This window comes from Streptomyces sp. NBC_01334, assembly GCF_035983595.1.
In the GTDB taxonomy this organism is placed as follows: domain Bacteria; phylum Actinomycetota; class Actinomycetes; order Streptomycetales; family Streptomycetaceae; genus Streptomyces; species Streptomyces coriariae.
Map to the genome: position 1 here is coordinate 5,762,263 of NZ_CP130718.1, position 19,078 is coordinate 5,781,340.

At 71.0% G+C, this 19,078-nt stretch carries 18 protein-coding genes; 9 read left to right on the forward strand and 9 right to left on the reverse strand.

Annotation, left to right across the window (positions count from 1 at the left end; genetic code table 11):
• Nucleotides 1-5: 5 nt before the first annotated feature.
• The 4 genes from OG736_RS25890 to OG736_RS25905 form a co-directional block, all read right to left on the reverse strand.
• Nucleotides 6-959 carry a M28 family metallopeptidase gene (locus OG736_RS25890; protein ID WP_327184560.1) on the reverse strand — a complete coding sequence of 318 codons (954 nt, stop codon included), beginning with the start codon at nucleotides 957-959 and terminating at the stop codon, nucleotides 6-8.
• Between the two features lie 170 nt (nucleotides 960-1,129).
• Nucleotides 1,130-1,615 carry a VOC family protein gene (locus OG736_RS25895; RefSeq protein ID WP_327184561.1) on the reverse strand — a complete coding sequence of 162 codons (486 nt, stop codon included), beginning with the start codon at nucleotides 1,613-1,615 and terminating at the stop codon, nucleotides 1,130-1,132.
• Between the two features lie 178 nt (nucleotides 1,616-1,793).
• Nucleotides 1,794-2,930 (reverse strand): EamA family transporter RarD, encoded by a 1,137-nt coding sequence (gene rarD, locus OG736_RS25900; protein ID WP_327184562.1) that lies wholly within the window; start codon nucleotides 2,928-2,930, stop codon nucleotides 1,794-1,796.
• Nucleotides 2,931-3,072: 142 nt separating this feature from the next.
• Entirely contained in the window at nucleotides 3,073-3,927 is an 855-nt protein-coding gene (locus OG736_RS25905; RefSeq protein WP_327184563.1) for an SDR family oxidoreductase, read from the reverse strand.
• 95 nt (nucleotides 3,928-4,022) lie between these two features.
• Here OG736_RS25905 and OG736_RS25910 point away from each other — a divergent pair, with 95 nt between their 5' ends.
• Nucleotides 4,023-4,430, forward strand: coding sequence for a winged helix-turn-helix transcriptional regulator (locus tag OG736_RS25910; RefSeq protein WP_442817076.1), 408 nt, complete (start codon nucleotides 4,023-4,025; stop codon nucleotides 4,428-4,430).
• Between the two features lie 13 nt (nucleotides 4,431-4,443).
• Here the strand turns inward: OG736_RS25910 and OG736_RS25915 are convergent, their stop codons facing one another.
• The 5 genes from OG736_RS25915 to OG736_RS25935 all read right to left on the reverse strand — a co-directional run bounded on the left by OG736_RS25915 (nucleotide 4,444) and on the right by OG736_RS25935 (nucleotide 11,659).
• The gene (locus OG736_RS25915; protein WP_327184564.1) at nucleotides 4,444-5,523 is read right to left on the reverse strand and encodes a 2-oxoacid:ferredoxin oxidoreductase subunit beta; all 1,080 of its coding nucleotides are present in this window, start codon (nucleotides 5,521-5,523) and stop codon (nucleotides 4,444-4,446) included.
• Complete coding sequence (locus OG736_RS25920) at nucleotides 5,516-7,462, reverse strand: 2-oxoacid:acceptor oxidoreductase subunit alpha (RefSeq protein WP_327184565.1); 1,947 nt, start codon at nucleotides 7,460-7,462, stop codon at nucleotides 5,516-5,518. Before OG736_RS25920 ends, OG736_RS25915 begins: the two co-directional genes overlap by 8 nt.
• A gap of 267 nt (nucleotides 7,463-7,729) precedes the next feature.
• The gene (locus OG736_RS25925; protein ID WP_028806907.1) at nucleotides 7,730-8,401 is read right to left on the reverse strand and encodes a response regulator transcription factor; all 672 of its coding nucleotides are present in this window, start codon (nucleotides 8,399-8,401) and stop codon (nucleotides 7,730-7,732) included.
• Nucleotides 8,402-8,788: 387 nt separating this feature from the next.
• Nucleotides 8,789-10,183 carry a sensor histidine kinase gene (locus OG736_RS25930; protein ID WP_327184566.1) on the reverse strand — a complete coding sequence of 465 codons (1,395 nt, stop codon included), beginning with the start codon at nucleotides 10,181-10,183 and terminating at the stop codon, nucleotides 8,789-8,791.
• Between the two features lie 177 nt (nucleotides 10,184-10,360).
• Nucleotides 10,361-11,659, reverse strand: a complete 1,299-nt coding sequence (locus OG736_RS25935; protein WP_327184567.1) for a sensor histidine kinase — start codon at nucleotides 11,657-11,659, stop codon at nucleotides 10,361-10,363.
• A gap of 199 nt (nucleotides 11,660-11,858) precedes the next feature.
• On the opposite strand from OG736_RS25935, the gene OG736_RS25940 reads away from it, so the two are divergent.
• The 8 genes from OG736_RS25940 to OG736_RS25975 are packed head-to-tail and all read left to right on the forward strand — an operon-like array spanning nucleotide 11,859 to nucleotide 19,075.
• Nucleotides 11,859-12,266 carry an NADH-quinone oxidoreductase subunit A gene (locus OG736_RS25940; RefSeq protein WP_020130187.1) on the forward strand — a complete coding sequence of 136 codons (408 nt, stop codon included), beginning with the start codon at nucleotides 11,859-11,861 and terminating at the stop codon, nucleotides 12,264-12,266.
• Entirely contained in the window at nucleotides 12,257-12,943 is a 687-nt protein-coding gene (locus tag OG736_RS25945) for an NADH-quinone oxidoreductase subunit B (RefSeq protein WP_327184568.1), read from the forward strand. The genes OG736_RS25940 and OG736_RS25945 overlap by 10 nt, the downstream gene beginning before the upstream one ends.
• Nucleotides 12,940-14,478, forward strand: a complete 1,539-nt coding sequence (locus tag OG736_RS25950; RefSeq protein WP_327184569.1) for an NADH-quinone oxidoreductase subunit C — start codon at nucleotides 12,940-12,942, stop codon at nucleotides 14,476-14,478. The genes OG736_RS25945 and OG736_RS25950 overlap by 4 nt, the downstream gene beginning before the upstream one ends.
• Entirely contained in the window at nucleotides 14,475-15,443 is a 969-nt protein-coding gene (locus OG736_RS25955; RefSeq protein ID WP_057602837.1) for a complex I subunit 1/NuoH family protein, read from the forward strand. Before OG736_RS25950 ends, OG736_RS25955 begins: the two co-directional genes overlap by 4 nt.
• Entirely contained in the window at nucleotides 15,443-16,027 is a 585-nt protein-coding gene (locus OG736_RS25960) for a NuoI/complex I 23 kDa subunit family protein (RefSeq protein WP_327184570.1), read from the forward strand. The genes OG736_RS25955 and OG736_RS25960 overlap by 1 nt, the downstream gene beginning before the upstream one ends.
• Nucleotides 16,024-16,683 carry an NADH-quinone oxidoreductase subunit J family protein gene (locus tag OG736_RS25965; protein WP_327184571.1) on the forward strand — a complete coding sequence of 220 codons (660 nt, stop codon included), beginning with the start codon at nucleotides 16,024-16,026 and terminating at the stop codon, nucleotides 16,681-16,683. The genes OG736_RS25960 and OG736_RS25965 overlap by 4 nt, the downstream gene beginning before the upstream one ends.
• Entirely contained in the window at nucleotides 16,683-17,084 is a 402-nt protein-coding gene (gene nuoK, locus OG736_RS25970; protein ID WP_327184572.1) for an NADH-quinone oxidoreductase subunit NuoK, read from the forward strand. The genes OG736_RS25965 and nuoK overlap by 1 nt, the downstream gene beginning before the upstream one ends.
• Nucleotides 17,081-19,075, forward strand: a complete 1,995-nt coding sequence (locus OG736_RS25975) for an NADH-quinone oxidoreductase subunit 5 family protein (RefSeq protein ID WP_327184573.1) — start codon at nucleotides 17,081-17,083, stop codon at nucleotides 19,073-19,075. Before nuoK ends, OG736_RS25975 begins: the two co-directional genes overlap by 4 nt.
• Nucleotides 19,076-19,078: the final 3 nt, after the last annotated feature.

Consider the following 19,078-nt stretch of genomic DNA (forward strand, 5'->3'; position numbering starts at 1 on the left):
GTCGATCAGGAGGACAGGGCCCAGACCGCGTACGCCAGCGCGTCCGAGTTGCGGTCCAGGGCCGTGTCGTTGATGTTGGCCGTGGTGTCGCAGGAGGAGTGGTAGCAGCGGTCGAAGGCCCGCCCGGCCGTGCCGCCCCACTTGGCCGCCTGCGCCGCCGTCTTGAGGTAGTCGGCGCCGCTGAACAGCCCGCCCACCGGTACGCCCGCGTTCTTGAAGGGGGCGTGGTCGGAGCGGCCGTCGCCCTCGGTCTCGATCTCCGTCGGGACGCCGAGGCCGGTGAAGTAGTCCTTGAAGGTCTTCTCGATGGCCGGGTCGTCGTCGTAGACGAAGTAGCCGGGGTTCGGTGAGCCGATCATGTCGAAGTTCAGGTAGCCGCTGATGCGGGCCCGGTTCGCCGACGAGAGGTTGTTGACGTAGTACCGGGACCCGACCATGCCCAGCTCCTCCGCGCCCCACCAGGCGAACCGCAGGTGCTTGGTGGGGTGGTAGCCGGCTCTGGACACGGCGAGCGCCGTCTCCAGGACGGCCGCCGAGCCGGAGCCGTTGTCGTTGATGCCGGCCCCCGCTGTCACGGAGTCCAGATGGGACCCGGCCATCAGCACCTGGCCGGTGTCGCCGCCGGGCCAGTCGGCGACGAGGTTGTAGCCGGTGCGGCCGGAGGAGGTGAACTGCTGGATGGTGGTGGTGTATCCGGCGGCGTCCAGCTTGGCCTTCACGAAGTCGAGCGACGCCTTGTAGCCGGTGCGGCCGTGCGCACGGTTGCCGCCGTTGGCGGTGGCGATGGACTGGAGCTGGGTCAGGTGGGCCTTGACGTTGGCCACCGGGATGTCGGGCGCGGCGGCGATCGCCCTGGGCTCGGGGGCGGGTGCCGCCCCGGCTATGGATCCGGTGGCGAGCAGGGTGACGGCTGCGACGACGGCGGTGACCGTCGCCCGCCCGGAAACGGGGAGCTTCATGGTGGGGGGCTCCGAATTCCAGCGGGACACCCGTGGGCGACCGTCGAGCACCTGGACGCCCACAGGTAATCCACAGTGAATGGGGTGACTGGATGGTGAAGCCGAGGCCAACACTCCGTCAAGAGCGCTATCCGGACAACGGGTTCACATAGCGAAGCCCCTGGGGTCCCTCAGTGCACGCAGAACTCGTTGCCCTCCGGATCCGCCATGACCACCCACTGCCCGGACGGCTCCTTCACCTCGCGCAGCACGCTCGCCCCCAGCACCGTCAGCCGCTCGACCTCTCCGGCGCGCAGCTCCGCACCGGGATGCAGATCGAGATGGAGCCGGTTCTTCACGGTCTTCGCCTCCGGGACCCGCTGGAACAGCAGCCGCCGTCCGAGCCCGGTCCCGCTGTCGGCGTCGAACGGGTCGTCGGGGTGGCGTACGGCGATCAGGTCCCGGAAGGCCGGGCGGCCGTGGAACTCCAGGGTCGCCGCCCCCGGCAGCGCGCCGAGCTCCAGCAGCCGCTCGATGAGCGCGCTGTTGTCCTCGACCTCGTAGTGCAGCGCTCCGGCCCAGAAATCGGCCTGCGCGTGCGGGTCGGCTGCGTCGACGACGAGCTTCCAGTGCACGGGCGTGGGCCCGGCCTCGGGTACTCCAGATGTCTCGGTCATGCAGCCACTTCTAGCAGGCCCGCACCGGGTCGGCCTCCCGCACGCCGCGACACCGCCGGGGCGGTCGAACCGGACCGTCGCGTTCCGATCCCGTCGACTCCCGCCGATCCCGTCGCTGCCGTCCATGCCTTCGAACGGCGATGACGGCAGTGACGGAGGTGACGGAGGTGACGGAGGTCTACGGCTTGGTGAGGGGGGAGACTCCCGCCTCCGGTGCGGGGGCGCCGGGCACGCCGGAGATGGCGGGCACGGCGGCGACGGCCGCACCGCCGGCTGTGCCGGAGACGCCGGAGGCCACGCTCTCCGCCTCCTGAACGGCACCGGTCGCGCCGGTCGCAGCGGTCACACCGATCGCGCCGGCCGGGTCGGTCGCGCCAGGCGCCGCGGCCCTGCTCTCGGTGAACGCGGGGCCGAGCGTGCGGGCCGCCCGGCGCGAGGTGCGCAGCGCGTCGCCGGTGAGCAGCACCAGCGCCAGCCACACCAGCGCGAACCCGGCCCAGCGCTCGGGGGGCATGGCCTCGCCGAAGTAGAGGACGCCGAGCAGGAACTGGAAGACCGGCGCCAGGTACTGGAGCAGACCCAGCGTGGACAGCGGCACGCGGATCGCCGCCGCGCCGAAGCAGACGAGGGGGAGCGCGGTGACGAGACCGGTGGAGGCGAGCAGGGCCGCGTGTCCGATGCCCTCGGTCGCGAAGGTGAGGCCGCCGTGCGCGGACAGCCACAGCAGGTAGCCCAGCGCGGGCAGGAACTGGATGGCGGTCTCGGCGGCCAGCGACTCGACCCCGCCGAGATTGACCTTCTTCTTCACCAGCCCGTAGGTGGCGAAGGAGAAGGCGAGGGTGAGCGAGATCCACGGCGGGCGGCCGTAGCCGATGGTCAGGACCAGCACCGCCGAGAAGCCGACGCCGACCGCCGCCCACTGCACGGGACGCAGCCGTTCCTTGAGGATCAGCACACCCATGGCGATGGTGACCAGCGGGTTGATGAAGTAGCCGAGGGACGCCTCGACGACGTGGCCGCTGTTCACGGCCCAGATGTAGACGCCCCAGTTCACGGTGATGACGGCCGCGGCGATCGCGACGAGCCCGAGCCGGCGCGGCTGCCGCAGCAGCTCACCGGCCCACGCCCAACGCCGCACGACGAGCAGCGCGACGGCGACGAAGGCCAGGGACCACACCATGCGATGGGCGAGGATCTCGGTCGCCCCGGCCGGCTTGAGCAGGGGCCAGAAGAGGGGGACCAGCCCCCACATCCCGTACGCCGCGAGGCCGTTCAGCAGGCCTGTCCGGCCTTCACTCTTCGACGTCCCGGCCACGGGGCCCCTCCTTCTCACGTTCAGGCATGCGTGGACGAAGGTAACGCCGAGCGCCCCTGTCTGTCATGCCCGTATCGCCATACGGTCATGACAGGCAGGGGTGGCGCGGTGCGGGGCGGCGGGAGGGCCCTCGGGGGGAGGGTCAGCCCTTGAGCGCGGCCGTGATCGCCTCGGCGAGCGGAGTCGTCGGGCGGCCCGCCAGCCGGGACAGGTCGCCGCTGGAGACGACCAGCTCACCCTTCTCGATCGACGCGTCCACGCCGACCAGGATCGCGGCGAACGTCTCGGGCAGGCCGGCGCCGGTCAGGATGCCGGTGAGCACCTCGCCGGGCACGGAGTTGTAGACGATCTCCTTGCCGGTCTGCCCGCTCAGCTCGGCCGCGTACTCGGCGAAGCTCCACGCCTCGTCGCCGCCCAGCTCGTACGTCTGGTTCTCGTGGCCCTCGCCGGTCAGCACGGCGACGGCCGCGGCCGCGTAGTCGGCGCGGGAGGCGGAGGAGACCCGGCCCTCACCGGCGGCGGCGACGACGGCGTTGTGCTCCAGCACCGGGGCGAGCTGTTCGGTGTAGTTCTCGTGGTACCAGCCGTTGCGCAGCAGCGTGTACGGCAGGCCGGAGGCGAGCAGTGCCTTCTCGGTGGCGCGGTGGTCGTCCGCCAGCGCCGCGCTCAGGCTGCCCGGCGCGCTGGTGTACGCGAGGAGCGCGACCCCGGCCGCCTTCGCGGCGTCGATCACGACCTGGTGCTGCGCCGGGCGGCCCTTGTCGAACTCGTTGCCCGAGATCAGCAGCACCTTGTCGCCGGAGGCGAACAGGCTGCCGAAGGTCTCGGGGGCGTTGTAGTCGGCGACGGCGAGTCGTACGCCGCGGGCCGCGAAGTCGGCGGCCTTGGCCTCGTCGCGCACGACGGCCGTGATCTGCTCCGCCGGAACCTTCTCCAGCAACTGCTCCACGACGTGACGGCCGAGGTGTCCGGTGGCTCCGGTGACGACGATGCTCATGGCTCAGAACTCCTAGTGGGGGCTGCGGGTCTGCCACCGACCCTAGGAGAAGCACTAACCAAGCGAAAGTACCTACTTTGAAGTAAGGTACTGGCATGGCAGTAAGTATGCAGGTGGGAAGCGTCGAAGTGGAGGGCATGTGTCCGCACCGACTCGTCCTCGAACATGTCACCAGCCGCTGGGGTGTCCTGGCACTGATCGAGCTGCTCGACCGCTCGCACCGGTTCAGCGAGCTGCGCCGGGCGATCGGCGCGGTGGGCCGGCCGGTCAGCGAGAAGATGCTCACCCAGACCCTCCAGACCCTCGAACGCGACGGCCTGGTGCACCGCGACGCCAAGCCGGTCATCCCGCCGCGCGTCGACTACTCCCTGACCGACCTCGGCCGGGAGGCGGCCGAGCAGGTGCGCGCGCTCGCCCTGTGGACGCACACCCGGATGCCGGACGTGGAGCAGGCCCGCCGGACATACGACGAGGCCCGGGAACTCCGCTCCCGGGCCTCGTGAACCGCTCCGCGCCTCAGCCGACGACCGTCCAGGTGTCGCCGCCCGCCAGCAGCGCCCCCAGGTCGCCCTTGCCGTGCTGCTCGATCGCCGCGTCCAGCTGGTCCGCCAGCTGGGTGTCGTAGACCTGCCGTTCGACCGAGCGCAGCACGCCGATCGGCGTGTGGTGCAGGGTGTCCGGGTCGGCCAGCCGGGACAGCGCGAAGGCGGTGGTCGGGGACGCGGCGTGCGCGTCGTGGACCAGGACGTCCGCCTCGTTCTCCGGGGTCACCGTGACGACCCTCAGATCGCCGCTCGCCGGGTCCCGCACGACGCCCCGCGCGCGGTCCGCCCCGAACCGGATCGGCTGTCCGTGCTCGAGCCGGATCACCGCCTCCTCGGCCGACTGCCGGTCCTTCAACGCCTCGAACGCGCCGTCGTTGAAGATGTTGCAGTTCTGGTAGATCTCGACCAGCGCCGTGCCGGGGTGGGCGGCGGCCTGGCGCAGCACCTCCGTCAGATGCTTGCGGTCGGAGTCGATGGTCCGTGCCACGAACGACGCCTCCGCGCCGAGCGCCAGCGACACCGGGTTGAAGGGCGCGTCCAGCGAGCCCATCGGCGTCGACTTCGTGATCTTGCCGATCTCCGAGGTGGGCGAGTACTGGCCCTTGGTGAGCCCGTAGATCCGGTTGTTGAACAGCAGGATCTTCAGGTTCACGTTCCGCCGCAGGGCGTGGATCAGATGGTTGCCGCCGATGGACAGCGCGTCGCCGTCGCCCGTGACCACCCACACGCTCAGGTCCCGCCGGGAGGCGGCGAGACCGGTCGCGATGGCCGGCGCCCGACCGTGGATGGAATGCATGCCGTACGTGTTCATGTAGTACGGGAAGCGCGACGAGCAGCCGATGCCCGACACGAAGACGATGTTCTCCTTGGCCAGCCCCAGCTCCGGCATGAAGCCCTGGACGGCCGCCAGGATCGCGTAGTCACCGCAGCCGGGGCACCAGCGCACTTCCTGATCGGACTTGAAGTCCTTCATGGACTGCCGGGCCGCGGCCTTGGGGACGAGCGAGAGCGCCTCGATCGTGCCCGTGCCTTCCGTCGAGGTCTCAGCCATCGATGGCCTCCTTGAGCGTCGCGGCAAGCTGCTCCGCCTTGAACGGCATGCCGTTGACCTGGTTGTACGAACGGGCGTCGACCAGGTACTTCGCCCGTACGAGAGTGGCGAGCTGGCCGAGGTTCATCTCGGGGATGACGACCTTGTCGTAGCGCTCCAGCACCGCGCCCAGGTTGCGCGGGAACGGGTTCAGATGCCGCAGATGGGCCTGCGCGACGGCCTCACCCGCGGTGCGCAGCCGCCGGACCGCGGCGGTGATCGGCCCGTAGGTGGACCCCCAGCCCAGCACCAGGGTGCTCGCCTCGTGCGGGTCGTCGACCTCGAGGTCGGGGACGTCGATGCCGTCGATCTTGGCCTGCCGGACGCGGACCATGAAGTCGTGGTTGGCCGGGGCGTAGGAGATGTTCCCGGTCCCGTCCTCCTTCTCGATCCCGCCGATGCGGTGCTCGAGCCCCGGCGTGCCCGGGACCGCCCACGGCCGGGCCAGGGTCTGCGGGTCCCGCTTGTACGGCCAGAAGACCTCACTGCCGTCGTCCAGGGTGTGGTTGGGCCCCTGGGCGAACTGCACGGCCAGGTCCGGGAGCTCGTCCAGCTCCGGGATCCGCCAGGGCTCGGAACCGTTGGCCAGGTAGCCGTCGGACAGGAGCATCACCGGCGTGCGGTAGGTGAGCGCGATCCTGGCCGCCTCCAGGGCCGCGTCGAAACAGTCGGCGGGTGTGCGGGGCGCGACGATCGGCACCGGCGCCTCGCCGTTTCGCCCGAACATGGCCTGCAACAGGTCGGCCTGCTCGGTCTTGGTCGGCAGGCCGGTCGACGGCCCGCCCCGTTGGATGTCCACGATCAGCAGCGGCAGCTCCATCGAGACCGCGAGCCCGATGGTCTCGCTCTTCAGCGCCACCCCGGGCCCTGAGGTGGTGGTGACGGCGAGGGACCCGCCGAAGGCCGCCCCCAGCGCCGCGCCGATCCCCGCGATCTCGTCCTCGGCCTGGAACGTCCGCACGCCGAAGTTCTTGTGCCTGCTGAGCTCGTGCAGGATGTCGGAGGCCGGCGTGATCGGGTACGACCCCAGGAACAGCGGCAGATCGGCCTGCCGGGACGCGCTGATCAGCCCGTACGCCAGAGCGAGATTCCCGGAGATGTTCCGGTAGGTGCCGACGGGGAACGCTTTCGCGGCCGGGGCGACCTCATAACTGACGGCGAAGTCCTCGGTCGTCTCGCCGAAGTTCCACCCGGCACGGAAAGCGGTGAGGTTGGCGGCCGCGATGTCGGGCTTCTTCGCGAACTTCGACTTCAGGAACTTCTCGGTGCCCTCGGTGGGCCGGTGGTACATCCATGACAAGAGGCCGAGCGCGAACATGTTCTTGCTGCGCTCGGCCTCTTTACGGGTGAGGTCGAATTCCTTGAGTGCCTCGACGGTCAGGGTGGTCAGCGGGACCGGGTGGAGCTGGTAACCGTCGAGGGATCCATCCTCCAGCGGCGAGGCCGCGTACCCCACCTTCTGCATCGCCCGTTTGGTGAACTCGTCCGTGTTGACGATGATCTCCGCGCCGCGCGGCACATCGCCGATGTTGGCCTTCAGCGCCGCCGGATTCATGGCGACCAGCACATTGGGCGCATCACCCGGCGTGAGGATGTCGTGGTCGGCGAAGTGCAGCTGGAACGAGGAGACGCCGGGGAGGGTGCCGGCGGGGGCGCGGATCTCGGCGGGGAAGTTGGGCAGGGTGGAGAGGTCGTTGCCGAACGACGCGGTCTCCGAGGTGAAGCGGTCGCCGGTGAGCTGCATACCGTCACCCGAGTCGCCCGCGAACCTGATGATCACCCGGTCGAGACGACGGACGTCCTTCGTCCCACCCGGTTTGCGCTGCTCTCCCACGACGGTCCCGTCGGTTCCGTCGGTTCCGTCGTCCTGTTCCGCTGGGCTGCTGACCTGACTGGTCACTGAACTGGACCTCCCTCGAGGTGGCTGTCCCGGAGGGCCTTCCCGAAGGCCATCCACGGATCAACCCTACGTCTGTAAGGGTCGCCTTACCTCGGCCATTCGTATGACGGTCGTTGTCCCGAGACGGCCCGGCACCCCCGCTTTTCATGATTTCCCGCCGCCCGGCGCGAATCCGGTAGACGCTCCGGATCACACCACGGTTCTCCACTGCCTGTTCGCCGCATCCACCGAGTTCCCCCGCTCGACGAAAGGCACAGTGCCACCTCGCTAGGAATTGAGATAGGTGAGGACCGCCAGTACGCGGCGGTGATCCCCGTCACTCGGCGACAGGCCGAGCTTCAGGAAGATGTTGCTGACGTGCTTCTCCACGGCCCCGTCGCTGACGACCAGCTGCCGGGCGATCGCGGAGTTCGTCCGCCCCTCGGCCATCAGCCCCAGGACCTCCCGCTCCCGCGGGGTGAGCCCGGCCAGCACATCCTGCTTCCTGCTCCGCCCGAGCAGTTGCGCGACGACCTCCGGGTCGAGGGCGGTACCGCCCTGTGCGACCCGCACCACGGCGTCCACGAACTCCCGCACCTCGGCCACGCGATCCTTGAGCAGATACCCGACCCCGCGACTGGAACCGGCCAACAGTTCGGTGGCGTACCTCTCCTCCACGTACTGCGACAACACCAGCACCCCGAGCCCCGGATGTGCCTTGCGCAGCTGTACTGCGGCCCGCACCCCTTCGTCCGTGTGGGTCGGCGGCATCCGCACGTCCGCGACGACGACATCGGGCAACGCGCCCTCGTCGCCGAGCTCCGTAATGGTCTTGACCAGAGCGTCCGCATCCCCGACCCCGGCCACCACCTCATGCCCCCGGTCGGTCAGCAACCGGGTCAGCCCCTCCCTCAACAGCACCGAATCCTCGGCGATGACCACCCGCACCCTGTCCTCCACGATCCTCGGCCCCCCAGCCGTCCACCCCGTTGGTAGAACCAGTCAAGCATTCCAGCAACGAGCCCGTCTGTACCCGCCGAGGAGCCCGGCCACGACGAGGACGGCGCGAATCAGGCCTTGACCCACCCGGTTTCGGCCTCGGAGGGAGCCACCGGGCGGAAACGGCGTGACGACAACCAGCCCGCCCGGGCGCGACCCCGGACGGGCGAGTTCGAAGACGAGGCCCTTCGGCCGATATCGGGAGCCGGGAGCCGGAGCCGGACCCGGGAGCCCGCGCGGTCGTGAGGCCTGGGGGCCGAGGCCTCGGGGGTCTGGGGGCGGTTGCCCCCAGGGGGCGGCCCCAGGGAGGGGAAGGGCAGGGGCGGCGGGGGCGAGGGAAGCTGCGGCTCAGACCCCGTTCCCGCGCCAGGGCAACTCCGCGGTCACCCGGGTAGGCCCGCCCGTCGGCGAATCGACCACCAGAATTCCGTCCACCGCGTCCAGCCGCCCCGCGAGCCCGGCCAAGCCCGACCCGCCGCCGGAGGCATCCGCTCCTCCCACCCCGTCATCCACCACCTGCAGCATCAACCGGTCCTCCACCCGCCACACATCGACCGAGGCCGACCGCGCCCCACTGTGCTTGCTGATGTTCTGGAGCAGCTCCGAGACGGTGAAGTACGCGATCCCCTCGATCGCCGGCGCCGGCCGCTCCGCCAGATCCACATCCACCCGTACCGGCACCGTGCACCGCGACGCCACCGCCGACAGCGCCGCGTCCAGCCCCCGGTCCGTCAGCACCGCCGGATGGATCCCGCGCGCCAGGTCCCGCAGTTCCTGCAACGCCGTCTTCACCTCACCGTGCGCCTCGTCCACCATCCGCGCCGCCTCCCGCGGATCCTCCCGCAGCTTCTCCTTCGCCAGCCCCAGATCCATCGCCAGCGCCACCAGCCGGGCCTGCGCCCCGTCGTGCAGATCGCGCTCGATGCGCCGCAGATCGGCGGACGCCGTGTCCACCACGACCCCCCGGTCGGACTCCAGCTCCACCACCCGCGCCCCCAGCGACGACGGTCCGAGCAGCCCGTGCACCAGCAGCCGGTCCACCGTCGTCAGCGCCCGCACGATCCACGGGGTGGCCAGCGTGATCAACAGTCCCACCAGCGCCGTCACGGTGATCTCGAAGGGGTTGTCGAGGTAGACGCTGTGCTGCTCGTCGCCGTACAGCTGGAGCCCGCCCTGACCGCCGTACATCGGGAAGACCCAGAACCACAGCGGATACGTCAGCATGGTCCAGCCGAACGACCACACGGTCAGCGCGACGCAGAAGGAGAACACCGCCCACGGAAACTGCAGCACCGCGTACAGCGCCTGCCGCCACGACGTTCCGCTCTTGAGGACGGCGGCCATCCAGGCCATCGCGCCCTTGCCCCGAGGCCGCAGGGGCTCGGGATCGGCGACCTGCAGGCCGAGCAGCCCACGCGCCCGGGCCCGTTCCAGCGCTCCGAAGCCCTGGCCCGCGGCCAGCCCCGCCGCCAGCACCGGAATGCCGAGGAACGTCACCAGCAGGCCGGCCCCCAGCGACAGCATCGTGATCGTGAAGGTGAACAGCACGATGCCGATCGGCAGGCCGAGCAGGACATAGACGAGTTCGCGCCAGTGGCGCGCCGTGAGCGGCTCACGCAGTCCCGTCGGCAACAGGTGCCGGCGCCCGCCGTCGCGATGCCCGTACCCCGGGTCGTACTGGTCAATGCGCCCGTACTGCCCGTACTGGTCAGGCTGCCCGTACTGCCCGTACTGCGTGGCCATCGGCGTCGTCCGTTCTACTCGTCCTGCTCGTCCCGCAGCTGTCGATCCGTACCTCCAACCCTGCTAGGCGGCGAGCGCGTGGACCATGGAGTCCGTCGGCGTCTTGGAAGGGGGGTTTTCCCTACCTCCCACGGCCGCCACCTCGCCCGCCCCTCTACCCCCTATCGACCCCGTCCGCTATCCGCTCTGTCCGCGATTCCGCCAGGGCAACTCCGCGGTCACCGTCGTGGGACCACCCACCGGCGACTCCACGATGAACAGCCCGTCGACGGCGTCCAGCCGCTCCGCCAGCCCCCGCATCCCCGAGCCGCCGTCGAGCCGTGCCCCGCCCCGGCCGTCGTCCCACACCTGGATGAGCAGCCGGTCGTCGGTCCGCCACACGTCGACCGAGGCCGACCTGGCCGCGCTGTGCTTGCTGACGTTCTGGAGCAGCTCCGAGACGGTGAAGTAGGCGATGCCCTCGATGGCCTGCGCCGGTCGGGACGTCAGGTCGGCGGTCACCTTCACCGGCACCGTGCAGCGCGAGGCCACGGAGGACAGCGCCGCGTCCAGCCCCCGGTCGGTCAGGACGGCCGGATGGATCCCGCGTGCCAGGTCCCGCAGCTCCTGGAGCGCGAGCTTCACCTCGCCGTGCGCCTCCTCCACCATCGCCGCCACGACGTCGTCGGCCTGCCCCTCCAGCAGCTTCTCCTTCGCCAGGCCCAGCCCCATCGCCAGGTTGACCAGCCGGGCCTGCGCCCCGTCGTGCAGATCGCGCTCGATGCGCCGAAGATCGGCGGCCGCCGTGTCGACCACGATCCCGCGGTCAGACTCCAGCTCAGCGATCCGCCGCTCCAGCTCGTCGGAGGGGGACAGCAGGGCCCGCACCATCGCCCGGTCCGCGTTGGTCAGCCCCCGTGCCAGGAACGGCAGCACCGGCCACAGCACGAACAGCGAGGGAAGGACCACGCTGAACGTCAGGACTCCCCAGGGCAGCCGGATGAGGTCGTACAGCACCGTGCGCCAGGCCACCGGGTCCTTCAACACCAGCCACAACCGCTGGAAGAGCCCGCCCGCCCTGCGCAGCGGCAGCGGGCTCGGCTCGTCGATGCGCACCCCGAGCAGCAGACGCGCCCGCCCCCGCTCGAACCGGCCCAGCAGCCGCGCCCCGGCCAGTCCGAGCGCGAGCAGCGGGAACCCGACGACGGTGACCGTCATCGCGGCGCCGGTGACGATCACCGTCATCACATAGGTGAACCCGATCAACGACATCGGCAGGTTCGTCAGAAGGTGCGTGATCTCCTTCCACGTCTGCGGGTCGTAGGCGAGACGGGCCGGAGGCAGACGCTCGGCGTCCTGCCCGGTCGTACCCGGCGCGGCGGTCGTGAGGGGGGCGGCTCTCGGGGGGGAGCCGCCCGGCTGAAAGCCGTCCGGGTGGGAACCCTCCTTGCCGGAGCTGTTCGGGGCGGAGGCGGATCGGCTGGCGGAAGCGGTCATATGGGCTAGCCTGCCGCGCCGCGGGGCGCCGCGCCATGAGGTCTGCCGCCTTCCTCGGCCGGGGGAAAACCCCCGCCCCGCAAGACGAGGTGTGACGGGCTGCTTACCGTCCCTTTATCAGGGCCTAGACTCCCGTGCGTACAGATCGTCGAACGGGCCTGTCGTCGAAGAGACTGAGGTCAGGGAGCGAGGGACGGGCGTGCGGGAACGGACCGTCGATGTCGCGGCGGAATTCGCGGCGGACTACTTCCAGTCCTACTCCGTCGTCGGGCTGCTCGCCGTCGTCGGCGTGCTGTTCGTCGCCGTGGCCTTCGGCGCCGGGCGCCTGTTGCGCCCGGTGGTCCCCACCCCGGAGAAGCTCCTGACCTACGAGTGCGGCGTCGACCCCGTGGGCGAGGGCTGGGCCCACACCCAGGTCCGCTACTACGTCTACGCCTTCCTCTACGTGATCTTCGCCGTCGACTCGATCTTCCTCTTCCCCTGGGCGACGGTCTTCGCGGCCCCCGGCTACGGCGCGGCCACGCTCGTGGAGATGTTCATCTTCCTCGGCTTCCTGGCCGTGGGCCTGCTGTACGCCTACAAGAAGGGCGTCCTGACATGGACGTGACGCCGAACGTGAATGCGCCGGAGCACCCGGAACACCCGGAACAGTCGGAACAGGTGCTCTCGGAACCCGTACCGCTGCCGGAGCCGAAGCGCCTGGGCACCCTGGCCCGCCTGGCCCCGGAGCCGATGAAGGTGATCCTGAACTGGGGCCGCCGCTACTCGCTCTGGGTCTTCAACTTCGGCCTGGCCTGCTGCGCGATCGAGTTCATCGCCGCGTCGATGGCCCGCCACGACTTCATCCGCCTCGGCGTCATCCCCTTCGCGCCGGGCCCCCGCCAGGCCGACCTGATGGTCGTCTCCGGCACGGTCACGGACAAGATGGCCCCGGCCGTGAAGCGTCTCTACGAGCAGATGCCCGAGCCGAAGTACGTCATCTCCTTCGGCGCGTGCAGCAACTGCGGCGGCCCCTACTGGGACTCGTACTCGGTGACGAAGGGCGTCGACCAGATCATCCCGGTGGACGTGTACGTGCCGGGCTGCCCGCCGCGCCCGGAGGCGCTTCTCCAGGGCATCCTCAAGCTCCAGGAGAAGATCGCCCGGGAGTCCCTGCACGAGCGCTACGGCCCGACCCCGTCCCGCCCGGCCGTCTCCCGTCCCTCGCCGGCCGCCCTGCAGAGCGGCTTGGTGCGGCCCCCGGCCGCCGAGTCCCCCGCCGCGTCGTCGGAGGAGGGCCGATGACCACGATCGGCTGGCTCCCCGCCCCCGCCGACGAGCTCTTCGGCCCGCAGGCCACGGCCGAGGAGTCGTACGACGTCCTGACGGTCGACGTCCCGCCGACGTCCTGGATCGACGCCCTGCGCGTCGCCCGCGACCGCCTGACCTGCACCTACTTCGACTGGCTGAGCGCGGTCGACGAACCGGGCACGGGCTTCCGCGTCTCGGCGCACGTGGTGGCTCTCTCTCCGGTGCGCCGCCTGCTGCTGCGTACGACGATCCCGCACGAGGCACCGACCCTCGCCTCCGCCGTCGACGTCTACGCCGGCGCGGCCTGGCACGAACGCGAGACGCACGAGATGTTCGGCGTCACCTTCGCGGGCCACCCCGCCCTGAACCACCTCCTCCTCCCGGAGACCTTCGAAGGCCACCCCCTGCGCAAGGACTTCGTCCTCGCCGCCCGCGTCGCCAAGGCCTGGCCCGGCGCGAAGGAGCCCGGAGAGTCCGAGCACGGCGGCCCCAAGCGGCGCCAGATGCTCCCCCCAGGCGTCCCCGACCCCAACGAATGGGGTCCCCTGAAGGGTCAACTCCCGCCCGCCCCGGCCCGCCCGGCCCGAGCGGCGGCGGGACGCACGGCAGCGGGACGAGCGGCAGGCGACCGCCCGGTCCGCCGCGCCCGCACGGCATCGGACGGCTCAGCAACCCAGCCGACCCCCCCGACCACAGAAACCCCACCAACCTCACCAACTGCTCCGGCTTCTCCGGTTTCTTCGGATCCCTCGGTTTCTACGGCTCCCTCGGCTCCGGCGGCTTCCTCAGGGCCGGCGGCTTCCTCGGCTCCGACGACGCCGGCCGGACCCCGCCGAGCCCGAAGCGCGAGCGCGGGCTCGGCGTCACAACGGGCAGGCGCCACGGAGCCCCCGGGCGCCGCAGGAACCGAGCCCGCCGCGCCGACGGAGCCGACGGCCCCCGAGTCGACCCCGCAACCCCCGGCAGGACCGCGCCGCACGCGCAGCGCCTCCCAAGGCTCGGCCTCCCAGCACACGCAGCCCCCGACGGCACCCCCCGACACCCCCACCCGCCCCTCCACGGCCCCCCGCAGCTCCGACGCCCCGTGGCACCACGCCCGCCCGGCGTTCGACGAGCCACACCAGACCCCAGAGCCCGGCGAGCAACAGGAACCTGGGCAGGAGCAGAGCCCCGAACCGGACCGGGACCGGGAGCCGGAGTCGGGCCGCGAGCCGAAGGCAGGCCAGGCGCCGAAGGCAGGCCGCGAGCCGGAGTCGGGCCAGGAGTCGGACCCGGACCGGACGCCGGACCCGGAGCCCGATCAGAAGCCGGAGTCGGCTCAGGAGCCTGGGTCCGCTGAGGACTCGGACCCGGAGTCGGCTCAGGCCCCGGAGCCGGCCGGCCCTGAACAGGTAGCGCCGGGGACGGCCACGTCCACGCCCAAGCAGCCGGACCCCGTCGAGAAGCCCTCGCCCGCCCGCGGCACGCCCGCCCGTACCGACGGCACGGAACCCCCCGCTTCCGAGGACCCCACAGGAGGCCAGCAGTGAACGACGCTCTCGACGTCGCCCTGCGACTCCTGGTCGTCTTCGTCGTCTTCCTCACCTTCCCCCTGATCGTCGGTCAGACCGAACACAAGGTGATGGCCCATATGCAGGGCCGCCTGGGGCCGATGTACGCGGGCGGCTTCCACGGCTGGGCCCAGCTCGTCGCGGACGGCGTCAAGTTCGTACAGAAGGAGGACATCGTCCCCGCGGGTGCGGACCGCCGTATCTTCCAGCTCGCACCGGCCGTAGCCCTCCTCCCGTATCTCCTGGTGCTCCTCGCCATCCCCATCGGCCCGGGCGAAGGCGCCGTCGGCCAGGTCGTGGACGCGGGCATCTTCTTCGTGCTCGCGGTGATGGGCGTCGGCGTGCTCGGCTCCCTCATGGCCGGCTGGGCCAGTGCCAACAAGTTCTCCCTTCTCGGAGGCCTGCGCACCGCCGCCCAGCTCCTCGCCTACGAACTCCCGATGCTGCTCACCGCCGCCTCGGTGGCGATGGCGGCCGGCACGGTGTCCCTGCCCGGCATCGTCGACGCCTTCGAGTGGTGGTGGCTGCCCTGGCAGATCACCGGCGCGATCGTCTTCTTCGTCGCCGGTCTCGCCGAACTGCAGCGGCCCCCCTTCGACATGCCCGTCGCCGACTCGGAGATCATCTTCGGTGCGTACACCGAGTACACCGGCCTGCGCTTCGCCCTCTTCCTCCTCGCCGAGTACGCCGGAATCGTCGTCCTGTGCGGTCTGACCACCGTCCTCTTCCTGGGCGGCTGGCACGGCCCCTGGGGCGCCGACGGCCTCGGCTGGGTCTGGACCCTCCTCAAGGCCGCCGTCCTCGCCTTCGTCGTGATCTGGCTCCGCGTCACCTATCCCCGCCTGCGCGAGGACCAGCTTCAGAAGCTCTCCTGGACCCTCCTCGTCCCTCTCTCCCTCGCCCAGATCGCCCTCACCGGCATCGTCAAGGTGGTGATCCGGTAATGGCCCCCATCCCCGGCAGTGGCCTCGCCAAGGGCCTGGCCGTCACCCTCCGCACGATGACGCGGAAGACCGTCACCGAGCAGTACCCGGACGCCCAGCCCGAACTCCCGCCCCGCACCCGTGGCGTCATCGGCCTGTTCGAGGAGAACTGCACGGTCTGCATGCTCTGCGCCCGTGAGTGCCCCGACTGGTGCATCTACATCGACTCCCACAAGGAGACGGTCCCGCCCGCCGCCCCGGGCGGCCGCGAGCGCAGCCGCAACGTCCTCGACCGCTTCGCCATCGACTTCTCCCTCTGCATGTACTGCGGTATCTGCATCGAGGTCTGTCCTTTCGACGCCCTGTTCTGGTCACCGGAGTTCGAGTACGCCGAGACCGACATCCGCGAACTCACCCACGAACGCGACAAGCTCCGCGAGTGGATGTGGACCGTCCCGGCCCCACCCGCCCTCGACCCCGCCGCCGAGGAGCCGAAGGAGATCGCGGCCGCCCGCAAGGCGGCCGAGAAGCTGGCGGCGGCCCAGGCCGCGTCGAACGCCCCCCAGCCACCCGAGCCGAACGCACCCCAGGGAGGAGAATCGTGACCCTCGCTCAGGCACACCACGGCTTCCTCTCCCCGACCGGCGTCGAGATCGCCTTCCTGCTCGTCGGGCTGGTCACCTTCGGCGCCGCCCTCGTCACCGTGACCACCAAGCAACTGGTGCACGCCGCCCTGTGGCTCGTGGTCGCCCTCGGCGGCCTCGCCGTCGAGTACCTCCTGCTCACCGCCGAGTTCATCGCCTGGGTGCAGGTCCTCATCTACGTCGGTTCCGTCGTCGTGCTCCTCCTCTTCGGTCTGATGCTCACCAAGGCCCCCATCGGCCACTCCCCGGACGCGGACTCCGGCAACCGCTGGGCCGCTCTCACGGTGGCCGTCGCCGCGGCCGCCGCGCTCGTCTGGGTGGTCGTCGACGCCTTCCGTGCCACCTGGATCGATCTGGACGGTCCGGCCGCCGGCTCCACCGAGGTCACCGGCGCGAGCCTGTTCCAGAACTGGGTCCTGCCCTTCGAGGCCCTCTCCGTCCTTCTCCTCGCGGCACTGGTCGGCGCGATCGTCCTGTCCCGCAGGGCGAAGGCGGAGTCGAGCTCTCCCCCTGTGAACTCCCGGAACACCACCAAGAGTTCCCAGCCCGTCACAGAGAGTTCCCTTTCTGTTCCGGACGCCCGGGAGAACCCGGCCGAGCAGGACGGCACCCGCTGATGCACCTCACCTATCCCGCCGTCCTGTCCGCTCTTCTCTTCTGCACCGGCCTGTACGGCGTCCTCGCCCGCCGCAACGCGATCCTCGTCCTGATGTCCGTCGAGCTGATGCTCAACGCCGTCAACCTGAACCTGGTCGCCTTCGACGTCTGGCTCAGCAGGACCGCCGAGGAGACCCTGCACTCCGGTCAGGCCCTGACCCTGTTCACCATCGCCATCGCCGCCGCCGAGATCGGCATCGGCCTGGCGATCGTCCTCGCCGTCCACCGCAACCGAGGCACCGCGGACATCGACCGTCTCCGCGACACCGCCGAAGGCCACGAGAGCCCCGCGACCGACGGCCCCGACAGTGACACCCCCGCGACCGGAACGGCCGCCGAGAAGGCTGAGGCCACCGCGTGACCACGACCACCCTCGCCGTCCTCGTCCCCCTCCTCCCGTTCCTGGGCGCGGCCGCCGGACTGCTCCTGGGCCGCACCGCTCCCGGCTTCGTGCGCCCGCTCGCCGTCCTGCCGACCCTCGCCGCGTTCGTACTGGCCGCGATCGTCGCCGTACGCCAGGGCGGAGACGCCTCCGTCACCGCGGCGACCGAACTGACCCCCACCGGCTCGATCCCGATCGAACTCGCGCTGTACATCGACGGCTTCGCCGCCCTCGTCGCCGTCGTGGTCGGCCTCGTCGCCACCTGCGTGCAGATCTACTCCACCGGCTACCTGAGCGAGGACCCGCGCTACCCCTCGTACGCCGCGCTCGTCTCCCTCTTCACCTCCGCGATGTTCCTGGTCGTCTACTCCGGCGACCTGATCGTGCTGCTGGTCGGCTGGGAAGTCATGGGCATCTGCTCCTACTTCCTGGTCGGCCACTACTGGGAGACCCCGGAGGCCCGCGCCGCCTCCATCAAGGCCTTCCTCGTCACCAAACTCGGCGACGTCCCCTTCCTCATCGGCCTGTTCGCCCTCGCCACCGACGCCGGGTCCTTCCGGATCACGAAGGTCCTCGCCACCGTCGCCCACGGCGGACTCGACCACCCGACGCTCGTCGCCCTGCTGCTCCTCGCGGGCGTGGCCGGCAAGTCCGCGCAGTTCCCCCTGCACACCTGGCTCCCGGACGCGATGGCGGGCCCCACCCCCGTCTCCGCGCTGATCCACGCCGCGACGATGGTCGCCGCCGGCGTCTACTTCGTCGCCCGTCTCCTCCCGGTCTTCGAGGCGTCCTCGGCCGCGATGGTGACCCTCGCCGTGATGGCCGCCGTCACCATGGTCGGCTCGGGCCTGGCCGCCCTCGCCCAGGACGACATCAAGCGCGTCCTCGCCTATTCGACGATCGGCCAGCTCGGCTACATGACCGGCGCCCTCGCCGTCGGCGACCGCGGTGCCGCCGTCTTCCACCTCCTCTCGCACGGCGCGTTCAAGGCGCTGCTCTTCCTCGCGGCCGGCGTGATCATCCACGCCGCCGGCACCAACTCGCTGGCCGCCATGTCCCGCATGAGCCACCTGCGCGACCGCGTCCCCGACGCCTACTGGACGATGACCGTGGCGCTTCTCGCGCTCGCCGCGATCCCGCCGTTCAGCGGCTTCTTCTCCAAGGAGTCGGTGCTCGGCGCCGCCGAGCACATCACCGCGGGCCACACCGAGCACGCGCCCGGCACCGCGGGCTGGATCGTCCTCGTCGCCGGCCTGCTCACCGCCCTTCTCACGGCGGCCTACGCGACCCGCCTGTGGCTGCTGACCTTCCACGGCCGGGGCGCCGAGGCCCCCGACCACGGCCGCCAGCCACTGACCATGACCGTGGTGCTGTGGGTCCTGGCCGTCCCGTCCCTGGCCCTCGGCGGGCTCGCCTACCGCACCCTCCCCGACTGGTTCGACGGCAACGACCTCGCCCCGACCCTCACCACGTCCGTCCTGGGCACGGGTGTGGCCCTGACCGGCGGACTCGTCGCGTACGCCGCCTGGCGCCATCTCGCCGGGCTCGCCGCCCGCGTACCGCTGGGCGCGGTCGCCGCCCACCCCGAGGGCGACGCGGGACTCGTCGAGGCCGAGGCGATCGCGACGCACGCGCCGGCCTACGGAGACGTGGCCTCCGCCCCCGACCCGGCGGACCCCGGGCGGCTCCTGTTGGGCCCGCTGCACCGCCACGCCGCCGTCGGCTTTCACCTCGACGCCGTGTACCGGGCGCTGTTCGTCCGCCCGGTCCAGGCCGGCGCGAGTCTCGTCCGGTTCCTCGACCGCGAGGTCGTCGACACCTACGTACGCGGCGCGGGCGCCCTGCCCCGCTGGCTGGGGGCCGCCGTACGGCGCGGCCAGACCGGCAACGTCCAGACCTATGTGAGCGCGCTGCTCGCCGGCACCGTCGTCCTGGCGGTCGCCGCCCTTCTCGTCGCTTCGGGAGCGTGAGCG